This window comes from Hamadaea sp. NPDC051192, from assembly GCF_040682475.1.
Classification (GTDB): domain Bacteria; phylum Actinomycetota; class Actinomycetes; order Mycobacteriales; family Micromonosporaceae; genus Hamadaea; species Hamadaea flava.
In genome coordinates, this window is the sequence record NZ_JBFBAZ010000088.1 from 17,514 (window position 1) to 34,052 (window position 16,539).

The following is a 16,539-nucleotide window of genomic DNA, read 5'->3' on the forward strand; positions in this document are numbered from 1 at the left end:
TGTCATCTCCCGGAAGAGCCGAGCTTGACCCGCGGGTCGATCACGGCGTAGAGCATGTCGACGATCACGTTGGAGAGCACGATGAAGACCGCGCCGAACAACACGATCGCCATGACGATCGGCAGATTCTGGGAGACGACCGCGCCCAGGGCGGTCTTGCCCATGCCCGGCAGGCTGAAGGTGGTCTCCGTGATGGCGACGCCACCCAGCTGACCGCCGATGTCGATGCCGGCGATGGTGACGATCGGGGTGACCGCCGCCCGCAGCGCGTGCCGGAAGTAGACCGCCCTCATGCCGAGGCCCTTGGCACGCGCGGTGCGGATGTAGTCCTCACCGAGTGTCTCGATCATCTGCGCCCGGGAGAACCGCGAGTAGGACGCCGAGTTGATCAGGCCCAGCGCGATCCATGGGGTGATCATGCCGCCCATCCAGCCGAAGAAGTCGGTGAACGGGCTGATGTACTGGGGTCTCGGCAGCCATCCCGTCTTGTAGACGAAGACGAGCAGGATTAGCGAGCCGAGGAAGAAGATCTGGGTCGAGGCGAAGGTCAGGGCCGTTCCGGCGGCGAGGCGGTCGAAGATCGAGCCGCGCCAGATGGCCGAGATCATGCCCAGCGATGTTCCGATGAGGACGTACAACACAGCGGCGCCGAGCACGATGCTGAAGGTGATCGGCAGCGTACGCGCGATGATGTCCTTCACCGGCTCATAAGAGCGGAAGTTGACACCGAGGCAGGGTGCGTCGCACTCGATCTTGGTGCTGCCGCTGCCGATCTCCCGGCCGACGAAGATGCCTCGCATGTAGCTCGCGTACTGAGTCGCCGGACTCTTGTCGAGCTCGAGCGACTTGGTGATCTGCTCATGCTGAGCCGCCGTGCACGCCTTCGTGCCACACATGGTGGCGGCGGGGTCGGCCGGACCCATGAAGAAGAGCACGAAGACCGTCACGGAGATCGCGAAAAGCGTGAGCACCGCAAGGAGCGCGCGTTTGACGAAGAAGCGAAGCATGGTTGCCTTCCGGGGGAAATCCAGCAGCCGCCTGGGGACTGGGCTGGGCTGTGGCGGGCGGCCGGGGTGCGCCGCCCGCCACAGGTGGTGCTGAAGTGCTGTTCACCGTGGGGCGGCGAATCAGGATCCGCCGCCCCCGAGCGCTACGTCAGGACTTGACGAAGCTGCTCGTGGCGTTGAACTGGCTGTACTGGTTGAGGAACGTGCCACCGACGTTCGGGCCGGCGATGGTGAAGTTCCGGCCGTAACGCAGCGGGACGATCGGCGCGAAGTCGCGCATGATCTGCTCGTCCAGGTCGCCGTACAGGGCGGCGGCAGCACCACGGTCCTGCATCTCACGGAGGGTCTTCAGCTTGTCGTTGATGGTCGACTCGTTGAAGTAGGAGTAGTTGTTGTTACCCTCGGCCGTGATCTTGGTGCCGTCCATGATGGTGCCCAGAACGGACTCCGAGTCCGGGTAGTCCTGGCCCCACGCCGCCGTGATCAGGTCGCAGTCGACGCCCTTGACACCAACCGTGGTGTAGTACGCCGAACGCTCGATGAACTTGGTCGTGATCTCCAGGCCGGCCCGCTTGAAGGACTCGACCATCACCGCGGCGACCTGCTGGTTGGCCGTGGTGTTCGAGGTGCAGAAGGTCAGCTTCGGCACGGTCTTGCCCTCGAGGAGCTTCTTGGCCTTCTCGACGTCGCCGTGGCCGTCCGGCAGGGACGGGTACACGTCGAACTTCTTGTAGGACGGCAGAACCGGCGACTGGATGGTCGTCGCGGGGTCGGCCACGTCCGGGCCACCGAGGGCCTTGATGTAGGCGTCCCGGTCGAACGCGTAGTTCAGCGCCCGCCGCACGTCGACGTCAGTCACCCGGGTGGTGTTGATGTCGAGGTAGTAGACGTACTGGTTCGGGCCGGTGGCGACCCGCTTCATGACCTCGGCGTTGCCCTTGACGTTGGGGATCTGGTCCGGCGGGACGTTGTCCATCATGACGGCCGCCGCGTCGGCGCCGGTCGCGGCGGTGAGCCGGTCGGTCTGCGCCTTCGGGTCAGCGGTCATGTCGAACACCCACTGGTCGACGTACTGGTGACGCAGCGGGTCGGTCTTCGAGTCCCAGTTCGGGTTCTTCTCAAGAACCAGCTTGGTGCCCGCGACGTATTCCTTGCGCTTGTACGGACCGGAGGAGACGAACTCGCGCTCGTACTTCTCCTTGGTGTCCTTGGCGGCCGGGATCGGCGCGGTCGTCGGGAACGCCGTGAGGTACGGAACCTCGAGGTGCGGCGTGGCGAACGAGAAGATGATGGTCTTGTCGTCCGGCGTGCTGATCCCCGGCGCGTACGGCTTGTCGGCCGTCGGGCCCTGGTAGCCGCCGTCCTTGCCGTAGTTGGCGTCCAGCGCGTGCTGCAGGAACTGCGGGCCCTGCGCACCGAAGGTGCCGAACGACCGCGAGACCGTGTAGGCGACGTCCTTGGAGGTGATCGCGGTGCCGTCCTCGTACTTCAGGCCGTCACGCAGCGTGTACTTCCAGGTCTTGCCGCCGTCCGTGGTCTCACCGGCGTTGGTGGCGAGGTCACCGACCAGCTTGACGGTTTCCCCCTCCTTGCCGGTCTCGATGTAGGTGGTCAGCGTCCGGTAGAACAGCTGGCTGTAGTTCAGCGCGTTCGAGACGTAGATCTGGGTGGGGTCGAGGTGCTCGAAGTCGGCTTCCTGCACCACTGTCATGGTGCCGCCCGGCTTCGCGCCGTCAACCTCGGGGGCGGGGGTAACGGTCTCGCCCTTGTAGTCCACGATGAACTTCTGAGCTTCAGCCTGCTTGTTCGTGCCACTGTCGCCAGTGTTCTTGGTGCAGGCGGCGCTCAACGCGACGCCTACGGCGAGTGCGCCAAAGGCCAGCGCCTTGACGGTCTTTCGCACTAGGGTTCTCCTTCCCATTTTCAGCCCGTTGCCAGGAGGGGTATCCGCCCGTGAGCACCGGGACATCTGTGTGCCGAGATCACCGCGAGCCGAGGCTCAGCGGCTGGACCTCGGGTCGAGGGCGTCGCGCGTGGCGTCGCCGAACAGGTTGAACGCCAGGACGAGCGCCCAGATGGAAACGCCCGGAATGATCAGGTAGGTCCAGTCCGACTGCATGTACCGCAGGCTGTCGTTGATCATGCGGCCCCAGTCGGGGGTCGGCTGTTCCACGCCGATGCCGAGGAAGGACAGGGCCGCCTCGGCGGTGACCGTCGCCGGCAACGCGAGGGAGAAGGTCACCAGGATCGGGGCCCACAGGTTCGGCAGGATCTGCTTGAACATGATGTGCCCACGTCCGGCGCCGGCCGCCCGCGCCGCCTCGACGTACTCCCGCTCGCGCAGCGAGATCACCTGGCCGCGGACCAGCCGCGCCGTGCTCATCCAGCCGAACAGCGAGAAGACGATGATGATCGTGGCCATGCGCTCCGGCGGCGCGACGTAGCCGCTCGCGTCGGCCAGGTGTGAGTTGACGATCGGGATGATCGCGATCGCCATCAGCACGAACGGGAAGGCGAGCATGTAGTCGATGAACCAGGTGAGGATCTGGTCGATCCAGCCGCCGAGGTAGCCCGCCACGATGCCGATGACGACACCCATGACCACCGAGAGCAGTGCCGCCAGCGCCGCGACGATGAGCGACGTCCGCGCGCCGTAGACGAACTGCATGAAGATGTCCCAGCCGGTGCCCGGCATGACGCCGAGGATGTGCGCGTGACCGGAGACGTTGTCGCTGGAGAAGTCGATACCGCCGAAGTAGCCCAGCGGAAGACCGCCGGCGTCGAGCAGATCCGGGCTGTTGACCGTGGGGCCCAGTCCGTAGACCTTCTCGATCAGCGGGGCGAGGATGGCGATGACGATGAAGAAGCCCAGCACCCAGATCGCGCCGCGCGCGGTCCGATCACGCCGCAGCCGCATCCAGGCCAGTTGGCCGGGCGACCGGCCCTCGATGACCTTCGGCGCCTTGGCGCCCTCCTCGGTGGCCGCGACGTCGAGCACGCCCACGGCGGCGGAGTCGGCCGCGGTGGCCGCGGGCTCGGTGCCACGCGGGTTCGGCTCGCTCATGCCCATCTCCTCATACGTAGGTTGCAGCGCACCCGGGGATGTGCCGCCCCAGGTGTCTGAGGGGACGGTAGTAGCAAGAAACGCCGTCGTGAAGGCTGCTCAACATCAGTTCGATAACAACCCCGTCACGGATGGGCCGACCACCGCAACCTTCTGACGTGCTGTAAGCTGCCCGGCCAAGCCGCCCTGTGACGGTTGTTTCTCCTGTTACTTCTGTGAAACACAGGAAGACTTGCGTCCAAGATCAGGGAGTACGCAAAAGCGGGGAAACGGGCTTGTAGGGTCGGCACATGTCGCATTTCGACGTCGCCACTGTGGCAGTACAAGCCGCCCTCGACGCCGGTGCCCGATACGCGGACGCCCGTGTGATGCACCGACGCACGGAATCCATGAACGCGCGCAACGGCGAGATAGAGGATCTCACGCAGCAAGAAGACGCAGGCATCGGGGTACGCGCTCTGGTAGGGAGCGGTTGGGGCTTCTACGCGGTGCCCGACCTGAGCACCGCCGGGGCCCGCCTCGCCGGGCAGACCGCCGCCCGGATCGCAGCCGCCAGCACCCAGGTCCCCGGTCCGCCGCTGGACCTCGTCCGGTCACCGGCCACCACCGCCTCGTGGGCGTCCGCCTGCGAAGTCGACCCGTTGGGCGTACCCCTGGGGGAGAAGGGCGAGCTGCTGACCACGGCGACCCGCCTGATGGTCGAGCACGGCGCGGACCTCGCGGAGGGCCTCTACCAGGCCTGGGACACGCGCAAGTGGTTCGTGTCCAGCGAGGGCCACCGGATCGACCAGCACATCCGCGAGTGCGGCGGCGGCATCTCCGCCACGGTCGTGGGCGAGCACGAGACCCAGCGCCGGTCCTACCCCTCCTACCGCGGCCAGTACGGGACGCGCGGCTGGGAACTGGTCCGGGAGCTGGACCTGACCGCACACGCGGCCCGGATCGCGGAAGAGGCGCGAGCACTGCTCACCGCCCCGGTCTGCCCGGCCGGCGAGACCACGCTGATCCTCGGCGGCGAGCAGATGTGCCTGCAGATCCACGAGTCGGTCGGGCACGCCATCGAGCTGGACCGGATCCTGGGCTGGGAGGCCGCCTTCGCCGGCACGTCCTGGCTGGACCTGAGCAAGCTGGGCTCGCTGCGGTACGGCTCCGAGCTGATGAACATCACGATCGACCCGACGATCCCGGGTGCGCTGGGCTCGTTCGGCTTCGACGACGAGGGCACCCCGGCACAGGCGCGCGACGCCGTCCGGGACGGCCGGTGGGTCGGCGTCCTGGCCGGCCGGGACTCCGCCGCGGTCGCTGGGCTGGACTACGGCGGCAGCGTCCGGTCCGACGGCTGGGCGCGGCTGCCCATGGTCCGGATGACCAACGTGGGCCTCGAACCCGGCCCGCATACGCTGGAGGAGATCATCGCCGCCACCGATGACGGCATCCTCATGGACTTCAACCGGTCGTGGTCGATCGACGACAAGCGGCTCAACTTCCAGTTCGGCTGCGAGATCGGCTACGAGGTGAAGAACGGCAAGCTCGGCCGGATGCTGCGCAACCCGACCTACACCGGCATCGGCCCGCGGTTCTGGCAGTCGATGGACATGCTCTCCAACGAGACCGTCGCCTGGGGCACGCCCAACTGCGGCAAGGGACAACCCGGCCAGATCGGCCACACCGGGCACCCGGCGGCCCCGGCCCGATTCCAGAACGTCCGCGTGGGGGTCAAGGCATGAGCTCCTCTCTCGCTGATCTCGCCCACCAGGTTCTCGATCTGGTACGCACAGCGGCGCCGACCGCCGAGGCAGCCGTCTCGGCCGACCGCACCGAACAGTGGCTGACCCGGTTCGCGACCTCCTTCATCCACCAGAACGTCGCCGACGAGACGACCTCGGTGACGCTGACCGTCCACGTCGACGGGCGTACCACTGTCGCGTCGACGACGCTGACCGACGACGCCGGTCTCCGGGCGCTGGTCGAGCGGACGGTCGGCGCGACCCGGCTCGCCCCGCTCGACGCCGCCTGGCCCGGTCTCGTGCCGCCGGCGTCGCTCGCCGGGACGGGCACCGTCGACCAGTCCGTCCTGGCCGCCACGCCCGACGATCGCGCCGGAGTCGTGCAGGCGTTCGTCCGGGCCGCCGGTGGCCTGGAGACCGCCGGCTACTGCCGCACCAAACACTGGACCGGGGCGTACGCGAACTCGGCCGGGCACTTCGTCGAAGGCGAGGCGACCTCGGCCGACTTCGACGGGATCGCCCGGAACGACGGCGCCGACTCGGCCGCCCGGATCTCGTCGACCCGCATGTCCGACCTGGACGGAGCGGCGCTCGGCGACCGGGTCGGCCGCAACGCGCGCACCCTCACCTCGGCGGTCGAACTCCCGGCCGGTGAGTACGAGGTCGTGCTGATGCCGGAGGCGGTCGCCGACATCCTGACGAACTTCGCGTTCTACGGATTCAACGGCAAGCAGCACAACGAGGGCCGGTCCTTCGCCCGGCTCGGCGAGGCGCAGTTCGACCCGGCGATCACGCTCACCGACGACCCCGTCACGCCCGGCAACATCGGCCAGCCCTACGACGCCGAAGGCACGCCGCGCGGCGTACTGAGTCTGGTGGACGCCGGTGTCACGGCGGCGGTCGCCCACGATCGGCGTACGGCGGCGAAGGCCGGGGCGGCCAGCACCGGGCACTACAGCGAAGGCGGCTGGGGCCCGATGACGGAGAACCTGGTCCTCTCCCCCGGCTCGACGCCGCTGCCGGACCTGATCCGGGGCGTACGCCGAGGGCTGCTGGTCACCGACTTCTGGTACACCCGGGTCCTGGACCCGCGCCAGATGACGCTGACCGGGCTCACCCGCAACGGGGTGTGGCTGATCGAGGACGGCGAGATCGGTACGCCGGTGCAGAACTTCCGGTTCACCCAGGCCTATCCGCAGGCGCTCGCCCCGGGCCGGGTGCTCGGCGTCGGGGACACCGCGGTCGCCCAGCCCTCGCGGTGGGGGCTGGGGTCGTGGACCGGGCCGGCGCTGCACCTCGCCTCGTGGAACTTCACCGGCACGGCCTCCGGCTGACCCACCCGTCCCATCTCATCTTGAGCAGCAGATCAGGGATATGCATGCTTCCGGGAGGCCGGAAGGGCTGCATATCCCTGATCTGCTTCTCACGGAGCGGACTCAGCAGAGGACCGGCTTGAGCCAGGAGCACTCGAGGTCGGCCGGGGCGTCGTCGGAGGACGAGTCGGACGACGTGGCGGGCGCGAGCCGGGCGGCGGCGGTCGAGGTGCTGTTCCAGGACGCCAGGGCGATCGCGATCGAGTCCTCGATCGGCTTCACCGTCGAGGCGAGGTAGTTGTTCTCGATCACGGAGAACACCAGCTGGCGACCGTCGGCCGTGGTCACGTAGCCGGAGAGCGCGCTGACTCCGGTGAGGCTGCCCGTCTTGGCGTGCACGTTGTTCGCCGCCGGCGTGTTGCGCATGCGGCTGCGGAGCGTGCCGCCGGTGAAGCGGTCGGCGTTGCCGGCGATCGGCAGCGCGTTGTACCAGGTCGTGTACCAGGGCTTCGACCGGACCGCGACCAGCAGATCGGTCAGCTCGTACGCCGGGATCATGTCCCACCGGGTCAGGCCGGAGCCGTCGGACTGCCGGAACGTCGCGCCGTCCATCCCCTGAGAGACCACAAAGGACTTGATCGCGGCGAGCCCGGCCGACCAGGTGCCCTTACCCGACACCTTCTGCCCGATCGCCTTGGTCAGCGCCTCGGCATGGCCATTGTTGGACAGCTTCAGGAACGGCACCATCAGCTCGGCGAGCGTCATCGACTGGTGCGCCGCCAGCACGGAAGCCGCCGACGGGGTGGCGACCCCCAGCCGCGTACGCCCGAGGACGCGTACGCCGTGGGCCTTGAGCGCGTCCCGGAAGACGGCCGCGGCGAGCCCGGTCGGCTCCCAGACGGCGATCCACTCGACGGTGTCCGAGCCGCCGACCGGGATGTTGCCGTCGATGACGATGTTGTTGTTGCCGTGCTCGCGGGACACGCCGAGGGTGTCGGTGCCGCCGTCGGCCACGGTGGAGCCGTTGTTCACGATCGTCACGTAGTCGGTCGGCGGCGTCACCGTCACGACCGGCTTGTCACCGGCCTTGGCGCCGGGCGAGACCGTGATGACCACGTTGCCGTTGTCGTAGTCGGTGTCGGGCGCGATCGTCAGTGCCGAAGCCTGCTGGGAGTAATAGGAGTACTCGTCGTCGGCGGACCAGCCGGTGCCGAGGCGTACATCGTCGAAATAGGTGTCGTCGGCGACCAGGTCGCCGGTGACCACTTTGACGCCGCTGGCGGCGATGTCGGCCGCGAGCTTGTCGTAGTCGGCCGCCAGCGACGTCGGGTCGCCGTTGCCGCGCAGGTAGACGTCGCCGAGCAGGACCGAGCCGGCGCGCTTGCCGGGCGAGAGGACGTCGGTGGTGAACCGGTAGTCCGCGCCGAGGATGTCCATCGCGGCGGTCGAGGTCAGGAACTTGGTGTTCGAAGCGGGCAGCAGCCGCTTGTCGCCCATCCGGTTGTACAGGGTTTCCCCGGTCTGCGCGTCGCGCACGACGGTGGCGGCGAAGCTGCCGTTGAGGCGTGCGTCGGCGAGGATCGAGTCGAGCCGTTGCACCAATTGCGACAGTGCCGGATCGGTGGTGGGCTCGGCGGTTGCGGCTCCACCGGCGAGCACTCCCGCCAGCAGCACCACGGCGAGAGGGGTGGCAATGTGACGTCGTAACATGCGGCTCATGCTGACGTGAAACTTCTTTTCACACAAGAGGTTGAGAAGGCGTGCGATCTGGACCCGTGCCTCTCCCACCAATATCCACTTCTCGGGCGTAACCTAAGCCACGTTCACTAGAGCTGCGCCCGCCGGGGAGCCTCTCGGGCGAGCCGCCAGAAGTTCAGTCAGTACATCCGGAAAGACTGCTGGAGCGACAAATGACAACGACGGCAACGAGGCCGATCGGTGCGCGCCCGCGCGCGGCGATCGACGCCAAGACGTTGCGCACGGACAAGTGGTGGATCGCACCGCTGCTGACCGTGATCGGCCTGACCGCGTGGGTGGCGTACGCGACCGTGCGCGTCTTCATGCACAAGTACTTCTGGGTGGAGAACTATCACTACCTCACCCCGTTCTACTCACCCTGCGTCACCGACCGGTGTGCCGACGCCGGGGCCGCCGAATTCGGCGCGATCCTGCCGAACTGGTGGATCATCCCCGACGCCGCGTTCAGCCTGCCGTTCCTGCTGCTGTTCCGGCTGACGTGCTACTACTACCGCAAGGCGTACTACCGGAGCTTCTGGATGTCGCCGCCGGCCTGCGCCGTCCCGGACGGGCACAAGACCTACTCCGGCGAGACGCGCTTCCCGCTGGTCTTCCAGAACCTCCACCGGTACGCCTTCTACGCCGCCGGACTGATCTCGCTCATCAACACCTGGGACGCGATCAAGGCGATGCACTCGCCGGGCGGTTTCGGCCTGGGCCTGGGCAACATCATCCTGTGGATCAACGTGCTGTGCCTCTGGGCGTACACGCTGTCGTGCCACTCGTGCCGGCACATCGTCGGCGGGCGGCTCAAGCACTTCTCGCAGCATCCGCTCCGGTATCGCTTCTGGACCTTCGTCTCGAAGCTGAACACCCGCCACATGGGCCTGGCCTGGACGACCCTCGCCACGCTGGCGATCACCGACTTCTACGTCATGGCCGTCTCCGCCGGCTGGTTCAACGACCTGCGATTCATTGGGTGACATCGTGGAAAACATCGAGAAGCACCAGTACGACGTCGTCGTGATCGGCGCCGGTGGCGCCGGTCTGCGCGCCGCGATCGAGGCCCGCCTGGCGGGCAAGAAGACCGCGATCATCTCCAAGTCGCTGTTCGGCAAGGCGCACACGGTCATGGCCGAGGGCGGCGCCGCCGCGGCCATGGGCAACGTCAACAGCAACGACAACTGGATGGTCCACTTCCGCGACACGATGCGGGGCGGCAAGTTCCTCAACAACTTCCGGATGGCCGAGCTGCACGCCAAGGAGGCGCCGGAGCGGATCTGGGAGCTGGAGACCTACGGCGCGCTGTTCGACCGCACCAAGGACGGCAAGATCAGCCAGCGCAACTTCGGCGGTCACGAGTACCCGCGGCTGGCCCACGTCGGCGACCGCACCGGCCTCGAGCTGATCCGGACGCTGCAGCAGAAGATCGTGTCGCTCCAGCAGGAGGACAAGAAGGAGTTCGGCGACTACGACGCCCGCATCCGGGTCTTCGCCGAGACGACCATCACCGAGCTGCTGCTCGACGACTCCGACGGCACCGCCCGGGTGGCCGGCGCGTTCGGCTACTACCGCGAGACCGGCGGCTTCGTCCTCTTCGAGGCGCCCGCGATCGTGCTGGCGACCGGTGGTGTCGGCAAGTCCTACAAGGTCACCAGCAACTCCTGGGAGTACACCGGCGACGGGCACGCCCTGGCGCTGCGGACCGGCGCGACGCTGATCAACATGGAGTTCCTCCAGTTCCACCCGACCGGCATGGTGTGGCCGCCGTCCGTCAAGGGCATCCTGGTCACCGAGTCGGTCCGCGGTGACGGCGGCATCCTGAAGAACAACGACGGCAAGCGGTTCATGTTCGACTACGTCCCCGACGTCTTCCGCAAGCAGTACGCGGAGACGCCCGAGGAGGCCGACCGCTGGTACACCGACCCGGACAACAACCGGCGTCCGCCGGAGCTGCTGCCCCGCGACGAGGTGGCCCGGGCGATCAACTCCGAGGTGAAGGCCGGCCGCGGCACCAAAGCGGGCGGCGTCTACCTGGACATCGCCTCCCGGCTCCCGGCGGCGTCGATCCTGAAGAAGCTCCCGTCGATGTACCACCAGTTCAAGGAGCTGGCCGACGTCGACATCACCAAGGAGCCGATGGAGGTCGGCCCGACCTGCCACTACGTGATGGGCGGCGTCGAGGTCGACCCGGACACCCAGGCCACCAGGATCGCCGGCCTGTACGCCGCGGGCGAGGTGTCCGGCGGTATGCACGGCTCGAACCGTCTCGGCGGCAACTCCCTGTCCGACCTCCTCGTCTTCGGCAAACGAGCCGGGGAGTACGCGGCCGCGTACACGGGTGACTTGAGCAAGCGCCCCGCGATCAAGCCGGCCGACCTCGAAGCCGCGGTCGACGCGGCCTTGGCGCCCTTGCAGCGCGAGGGCGGCGAGAACCCCTACTCCCTGCACCACGAGTTGCAGCAGGTGATGGGCGACCTGGTCGGCATCATCCGGCGGCAGGGCGAGCTGCAGGAGTCGCTGGGCCGGCTCGCCGAGCTGCGCGAGCGGGTGGCCAAGGTGGGCGCGACCGGCGGCCGCAAGTACAACCCCGGCTGGCACCTCGCCCTCGACCTGCGCAACATGCTGCTCGTCTCGGAGTGCACCGCCAAGGCGGCGCTGGAGCGGGAGGAGTCGCGCGGCGGGCACACCCGGGAGGACTTCCCGAAGATGGACCCGAAGTGGCGGCAGATCAACCTGGTCTGCTCCGTGGCCGCGTCCGGCGACGTCGACCTGGTCCACCAGCCGGTCCCGACGATGCGCCCGGAGCTGCTCGCCCTCTTCGAGCAGTCCGAGCTGTCCAAGTACATGACGGAGGAAGAGCTCGCATGACTGTCAGGCAGTTCAAGGTGTGGCGTGGCGACTCGGCCGGCGGCCAGCTCGTCAACTACGACGTCGACGTGAACGAGGGCGAGGTCGTCCTCGACGTCATCCACCGGCTGCAGGCCACCCAGGAACCGGACCTGGCCTGCCGGTGGAACTGCAAGGCGGGCAAGTGCGGCTCCTGCTCGATGGAGATCGACGGCATGCCGCGGCTCGCGTGCATGACGCGGATGTCGACGTTCGAGGAGGACGAGACCGTCACGATCACGCCGCTGCGGACCTTCCCGGTCATCCGCGACCTGGTCACCGACGTCACCTTCAACTACATCAAGGCGCGGGAGACCCCGGCGTTCGCCCCGCCCAAGGACGTGGCCCCGGGCGACTACCGGATGCAGCAGGTCGACGTCGACCGCTCGCAGGAGTTCCGCAAGTGCATCGAATGCTTCCTTTGCCAGAACACCTGCCACGTCGTGCGGGACCATGAGGAGAACAAGGCCGCGTTCAGCGGGCCGCGGTTCTTCATCCGGGCGGCCGAGCTGGACATGCACCCGCTGGACGCGCGTACCGACCGCAAGGAGTACGCCCAGAAGGAACAGGGTCTGGGCTACTGCAACATCACCAAGTGCTGCACCGAGGTCTGCCCGGAGCACATCAAGATCACTGACAACGCGATCATCCCCATGAAGGAGCGCGTCGTTGACCGGCGGTACGATCCGCTGGTCCGACTGGGTCGCAAGATCCTTCGGAGAGATCAGCTAGAGCAGGAGGCAGTAGCGGTGACAACCTTGCACCCGGCGCACCCGACGCCGCAGACCGACGGGACCGCCCCGATCAACTGGCACCGGGAGCTGACCCCGCCGATGGGCGCGGACGTGGACGAGAAGGGCCACCTGCCCCTCAACGAGCTGCTGTCGGACCGGGTCGGCGCCAACTCGCCGTTCGGCGACGACGTGGAGTTCCCGGTCGACCCGACCAAGCTCAACTACTACCACCCCGAGCAGAAGCACTGATCTGGCTCAGGTCTCGCGTTGACCCATCGCTGGGACGGTTGTCACAACCGTCCCAGCGATTTGCGAGGTAAGGCTTGCCTTAGTTAGGCTCCCCACTCGTGATGGGGAGGCGAATCGGGCTACTGCTCGGCGCGGCGGCACTGCTGGTGCTCGCCGTCGCGGCCAGCCTGGCGATCGGGGCGCGCCCCATACCGCTCGGCGACGTCCTCAGCGCACTGTTCCATCCCGACGGTTCCGAGACCGCCGTCATCGTCCACGACCTGCGCATTCCGCGTACTGTCGTCGGGCTCGCGGTCGGACCGGCGCTCGCCGTCGCCGGGCTCGTCATGCAGGCGCTCACCCGCAACCCGCTCGCCGAACCGCGCATCCTCGGCATCTCGGCCGGCGCGTCCACCGGCGTCGTGCTCGCCATCGCGGTCTTCGGCATCGGCACTCTCGCCGGCTGGATCTGGTTCGCGCTGCTCGGCGCGCTCGCCGCCGGCGCGATCGTCTTCACCCTCGGACTCCGGCTCGGCACCGGCGCCAGCGGCCCGATCACCCTCGCGCTCACCGGCGCGGCTGTCGACGCCTGCCTCGGTGCGGTCATCTACACGCTGCTCAGCACGTCCACGCGTACCTTCGACCAGTTCCGCTTCTGGGCGGTCGGCTCGCTGTCCGGTCGCGGCCTCGACCTGGTGGTCCAGGCCGCGCCGATCCTCCTGCTCGGGCTGGTCAGCGCCATCGCGGCGGCCCGCGGGCTCGACGGTCTCGCGCTCGGCGACGAGGTCGCGGTGGGCCTCGGTCATCGAATCGCACTTGTACGCACAGCGGCCGCGATCGCCGCGGTGACCCTCACCGGGGCCGCGGTGGCACTGGCGGGGCCGATCGCGTTCGTCGGATTGGCGGTGCCCCACGCCGCTCGTGCGCTCTCCGCCCGGCTCAAGACGGGCACCTCACACGCGTTGCTGCTGCCGTTGTCGGCGCTCATGGGCGGCGTACTGGTGCTGGTGGCGGACACGATCGGCCGGGTCATCGCGCCGCCCGGCGAGGTCCCGGCGGGCGTCCTGACGGCGTTGGTCGGCGCTCCCCTGCTCATCGCGTTGACGCGGCGGAACCGGCTGGTCGCGGCATGAGACGACTCCGGTACGCGGGCTGGCTGGTCGTCGCGGCGGCCGTCCTCGCGGGCGCGATGGCGCTCAGCGTCTCCGTCGGGGAGGCGGACCTGCCCTGGTCGCTCGCGCTGGACCTGCGGCTGCCGCGGACCGCGTTGGCGGCCGTCTCCGGCGCGCTCTTCGGCATCGGCGGCGCCCTCATCCAGTCGGTCACGCGGAACGCCCTGGCCAGCCCGGACGTCATCGGTGTGACACAGGGCGCCGGGCTCGCCGCAGTGATCGCCGTGACCGCCGGGCTCCCGTACGCCTTCGTCGCGCCGACCGCCCTCGCGGGCGGCCTCCTCGCCGCCGCCGTCGCGTTCCTGCTCGGCGCCCGCAGCGGGTTCACCGCGAACCGCTTCGTCCTCGGCGGCGTCGCGATCGCCTTCGCGCTCCGGGCCGGCATCGAGGTCACCCTCACCACGGCGGACGCGATCGACGCCCAGCGGGCGCAGATCTGGCTGCTGGGCTCGGTGAACGGGCTCGGCTGGGCCGAGGCGACGCCGCTGGCGATCACCCTGGTCGTGGCGCTGCCGCTGCTCGCGATGGCGGCCTGGGCTCTGCGTACCTCGGCGCTCGACGACGACACCGCACGTGGCCTGGGCGCCCGGCCGGTCGGCGTACGCGCCGGCGTGGGTGCGCTCGGCGTGGTCATGGCGGCACTCGCGACGGCCACCGTCGGCGCGGTCGACTTCGTGGCCCTGGTCGCCCCGCAGACGGCTCAGCGGATCGCGCGTACCGAGCGGCCGCCGATCGCGCTCGCGGCCGTGATCGGGGCGGCCCTGGTGGTCGTGGCCGACCTGGTCGCCCGGCGGGTCCTGGCGCCGACCCAGCTGCCCGTCGGCGTGGTCACGGCGGCCATCGGCGGCCCGTTCCTGATCTTCCTGCTCCTGCGAGCCCGCCGTGCCTAGGTTCACCCCGTTCCACGACCCGAAGGAGGCGGCATGCTCTCCGCTGAAGGCCTGACCGTCGGGTACGAGGCCCGCGACGTGCTCGCCGGTCTCGACGTCACCGTCCCCGAGGGCCGGTTCACGGTGATCATCGGGCCGAACGCCTGCGGCAAGTCCACCCTGCTGCGGTCGCTGGCTCGGCTGCTCAAACCGCGCGGTGGGACGGTCCGGCTGGACGGCGTACCCGTTGATGAGCAGTCACCGCGGCATGTCGCGACCCGGATGGCCGTGCTCCCGCAGACTCCGTTGGTGCCCGAGGGCGTGACCGTGGCCGAGCTGGTCGGCCGCGGCCGGTCGCCGTACCAGCGCTGGTATCGCCAGTGGACGGTCGAGGACAGCGAGGCCGTCGCGACCGCCATGCGCAGCGCGGACGTCGCGGAGCTGGCCGACCGGCCGGTGGCCGCGCTGTCGGGCGGGCAGCGGCAGCGCGTCTGGATCGCGATGACGCTCGCCCAGCAGACCCCGATCCTGCTGCTCGACGAGCCCACCACCTACCTGGACCCGGCCCACCAGCTGGAGATCCTCACGCTGCTCGGCCGCCTGCGCGACGAGGGGAAGACGGTGGTCGCCGTCCTCCACGACCTCAACCAGGCCGCCCGGTACGCCGACCATGTCATCGCGATGCGGGACGGTCAGATCGTCGAAGCCGGTACGCCGCGCGACGTGATCGACGCCGACCTGGTCGCCCGCGTCTTCGGCATGGACTGTGTGGTCGTGCCCTGCCCGGTCAGCGGCGCTCCGCTGGTCGTCCCTCTGTAGAAAGGCTGTCTTCTCATGCACCGCCGTCTGGTCATGTTGGCGCTCGTAGCCGGGCTCGCCGTCGCGGGCTGTTCGTCCTCGCCGTCCTCCTCGGGTGACGCCACGCGCGAGATCACCCACGCGATGGGCACCACGAAGATCCCGGTCACGCCGAAGCGCGTGGTGGTCCTCGACACCGACAAGATCGACACGGCGCTCACCCTCGGCGTGACCCCGGTCGGCGCGGCCGTCGCCGGTGAGGCGAAGTCCTGGCCGACCTACTTCGGCGAGGACAAGCTCAGCGGCATCACCGAGGTCGGCACGCTGCAGGAGCCGAACCTCGAGAAGATCGCGTCGCTGAAGCCCGACCTGATCCTGGGCTCGAAGTTCCGCCAGGAGAAGTACTACGACGAGCTGACCGCGATCGCCCCGACCGTGTTCACCGCCCAGGTCGGCTCGACCTGGAAGGAGAACTTCCTCCTCGACGGCGACGCCCTCGGGCACAAGGCCGAGGCGACCGCCGCGCTCGAGGCGTACGAGAAGCGGGCCAAGGAGGTCGGCGCCAAGCTCGGCGACCCGTCGAAGATCAAGGTGTCGATCGCGCGCTTCCTGCCCGACGCCCTCCGCGCGTACGGCCCGACCTCGTTCTCCGGCATCGTCGTCGGCGACAGCGGCCTCGGCCGCCCCGAGTTCCAGCTGCTCGCCGACAAGGAGGACAAGCGCTTCGTCGCCGTCAGCGCGGAGAAGCTGAACCTCCTCGACGGCGACGTCATCTTCGTCGCGGCGTACGGCGAGAAGGCCGCTCAGCAGCAGGCGACGGTCAGCGCCGGACCCCTGTGGCAGGGGCTGTCGGCGGTGAAGGCCGGCAAGGCGTACGTGGTCAAGGACGAGGTCTGGATGACGGGCATCGGGGTGACCGCCGCGAACAAGATCCTCGACGACCTCGCTAAGGGCGTCCGCACCACGTCGGCGGTGCTCGCGCCGATCGCGGTGGTCTTCGT

General features: G+C 68.7%; 13 protein-coding genes. 9 read left to right on the forward strand and 4 right to left on the reverse strand.

The features are described from left to right. Positions 1-2 precede the first annotated feature (2 nt). The 3 genes from AB0M47_RS28955 to AB0M47_RS28965 all read right to left on the reverse strand — a co-directional run bounded on the left by AB0M47_RS28955 (position 3) and on the right by AB0M47_RS28965 (position 4,071). Positions 3-1,007 (reverse strand): ABC transporter permease, encoded by a 1,005-nt coding sequence (locus tag AB0M47_RS28955; protein WP_363419597.1) that lies wholly within the window; start codon positions 1,005-1,007, stop codon positions 3-5. Between the two features lie 148 nt (positions 1,008-1,155). Next, positions 1,156-2,910: an ABC transporter substrate-binding protein gene (locus tag AB0M47_RS28960; protein WP_363419598.1), complete on the reverse strand. Its 1,755-nt coding sequence runs from the start codon at positions 2,908-2,910 to the stop codon at positions 1,156-1,158. A 96-nt stretch (positions 2,911-3,006) separates the two neighbouring features. Further along, complete coding sequence (locus tag AB0M47_RS28965) at positions 3,007-4,071, reverse strand: ABC transporter permease (protein WP_363419600.1); 1,065 nt, start codon at positions 4,069-4,071, stop codon at positions 3,007-3,009. A gap of 290 nt (positions 4,072-4,361) precedes the next feature. Between AB0M47_RS28965 and AB0M47_RS28970 the strand changes: the two genes are divergently transcribed. Continuing rightward, on the forward strand, positions 4,362-5,798 hold the full coding sequence (locus AB0M47_RS28970) for a TldD/PmbA family protein (RefSeq protein WP_363419602.1): 1,437 nt from the start codon (positions 4,362-4,364) through the stop codon (positions 5,796-5,798). Continuing rightward, a complete protein-coding gene (locus AB0M47_RS28975; RefSeq protein ID WP_363419604.1) occupies positions 5,795-7,132 on the forward strand; it encodes a TldD/PmbA family protein in 1,338 nt (445 codons plus the stop codon). Before AB0M47_RS28970 ends, AB0M47_RS28975 begins: the two co-directional genes overlap by 4 nt. A 102-nt stretch (positions 7,133-7,234) precedes the next feature. Here the strand turns inward: AB0M47_RS28975 and dacB are convergent, their stop codons facing one another. After that, positions 7,235-8,821: a D-alanyl-D-alanine carboxypeptidase/D-alanyl-D-alanine-endopeptidase gene (dacB, locus tag AB0M47_RS28980; protein ID WP_363419606.1), complete on the reverse strand. Its 1,587-nt coding sequence runs from the start codon at positions 8,819-8,821 to the stop codon at positions 7,235-7,237. 200 nt (positions 8,822-9,021) lie between these two features. Between dacB and AB0M47_RS28985 the strand changes: the two genes are divergently transcribed. The 7 genes from AB0M47_RS28985 to AB0M47_RS29015 form a co-directional block, all read left to right on the forward strand. Beyond that, complete coding sequence (locus AB0M47_RS28985; protein ID WP_363419608.1) at positions 9,022-9,831, forward strand: hypothetical protein; 810 nt, start codon at positions 9,022-9,024, stop codon at positions 9,829-9,831. A gap of 1 nt (position 9,832) precedes the next feature. Then, positions 9,833-11,719, forward strand: a complete 1,887-nt coding sequence (locus tag AB0M47_RS28990) for a fumarate reductase/succinate dehydrogenase flavoprotein subunit (protein ID WP_363419618.1) — start codon at positions 9,833-9,835, stop codon at positions 11,717-11,719. Further along, entirely contained in the window at positions 11,716-12,720 is a 1,005-nt protein-coding gene (locus AB0M47_RS28995; protein WP_363419610.1) for a succinate dehydrogenase/fumarate reductase iron-sulfur subunit, read from the forward strand. Before AB0M47_RS28990 ends, AB0M47_RS28995 begins: the two co-directional genes overlap by 4 nt. 101 nt (positions 12,721-12,821) lie before the next feature. Further along, positions 12,822-13,832, forward strand: a complete 1,011-nt coding sequence (locus tag AB0M47_RS29000; protein WP_363419620.1) for an iron ABC transporter permease — start codon at positions 12,822-12,824, stop codon at positions 13,830-13,832. Continuing rightward, complete coding sequence (locus tag AB0M47_RS29005) at positions 13,829-14,761, forward strand: iron ABC transporter permease (protein WP_363419612.1); 933 nt, start codon at positions 13,829-13,831, stop codon at positions 14,759-14,761. The genes AB0M47_RS29000 and AB0M47_RS29005 overlap by 4 nt, the downstream gene beginning before the upstream one ends. A gap of 33 nt (positions 14,762-14,794) precedes the next feature. Continuing rightward, positions 14,795-15,559 carry an ABC transporter ATP-binding protein gene (locus tag AB0M47_RS29010; protein ID WP_363419614.1) on the forward strand — a complete coding sequence of 255 codons (765 nt, stop codon included), beginning with the start codon at positions 14,795-14,797 and terminating at the stop codon, positions 15,557-15,559. A 15-nt stretch (positions 15,560-15,574) separates the two neighbouring features. Next, positions 15,575-16,539 (forward strand): iron-siderophore ABC transporter substrate-binding protein (locus tag AB0M47_RS29015; RefSeq protein ID WP_363419616.1); only part of this gene is annotated, 965 nt, incomplete at its 3' end.

Excerpts from the sequence above, each read along its gene's own strand:
- AB0M47_RS28955 (WP_363419597.1), bottom strand. The coding sequence starts at position 1,007 with ATGCTTCGCTTCTTCGTCAAACGCGCGCTCCTTGCGGTGCTCACGCTT.
- AB0M47_RS28965 (WP_363419600.1), bottom strand. The coding sequence starts at position 4,071 with ATGAGCGAGCCGAACCCGCGTGGCACCGAGCCCGCGGCCACCGCGGCC.
- AB0M47_RS28970 (WP_363419602.1), top strand. The coding sequence starts at position 4,362 with ATGTCGCATTTCGACGTCGCCACTGTGGCAGTACAAGCCGCCCTCGAC.
- AB0M47_RS28975 (WP_363419604.1), top strand. The coding sequence starts at position 5,795 with ATGAGCTCCTCTCTCGCTGATCTCGCCCACCAGGTTCTCGATCTGGTA.
- dacB (WP_363419606.1), bottom strand. The coding sequence starts at position 8,821 with ATGTTACGACGTCACATTGCCACCCCTCTCGCCGTGGTGCTGCTGGCG.
- AB0M47_RS28985 (WP_363419608.1), top strand. The coding sequence starts at position 9,022 with ATGACAACGACGGCAACGAGGCCGATCGGTGCGCGCCCGCGCGCGGCG.
- AB0M47_RS28995 (WP_363419610.1), top strand. The coding sequence starts at position 11,716 with ATGACTGTCAGGCAGTTCAAGGTGTGGCGTGGCGACTCGGCCGGCGGC.
- AB0M47_RS29000 (WP_363419620.1), top strand. The coding sequence starts at position 12,822 with ATGGGGAGGCGAATCGGGCTACTGCTCGGCGCGGCGGCACTGCTGGTG.
- AB0M47_RS29005 (WP_363419612.1), top strand. The coding sequence starts at position 13,829 with ATGAGACGACTCCGGTACGCGGGCTGGCTGGTCGTCGCGGCGGCCGTC.
- AB0M47_RS29010 (WP_363419614.1), top strand. The coding sequence starts at position 14,795 with ATGCTCTCCGCTGAAGGCCTGACCGTCGGGTACGAGGCCCGCGACGTG.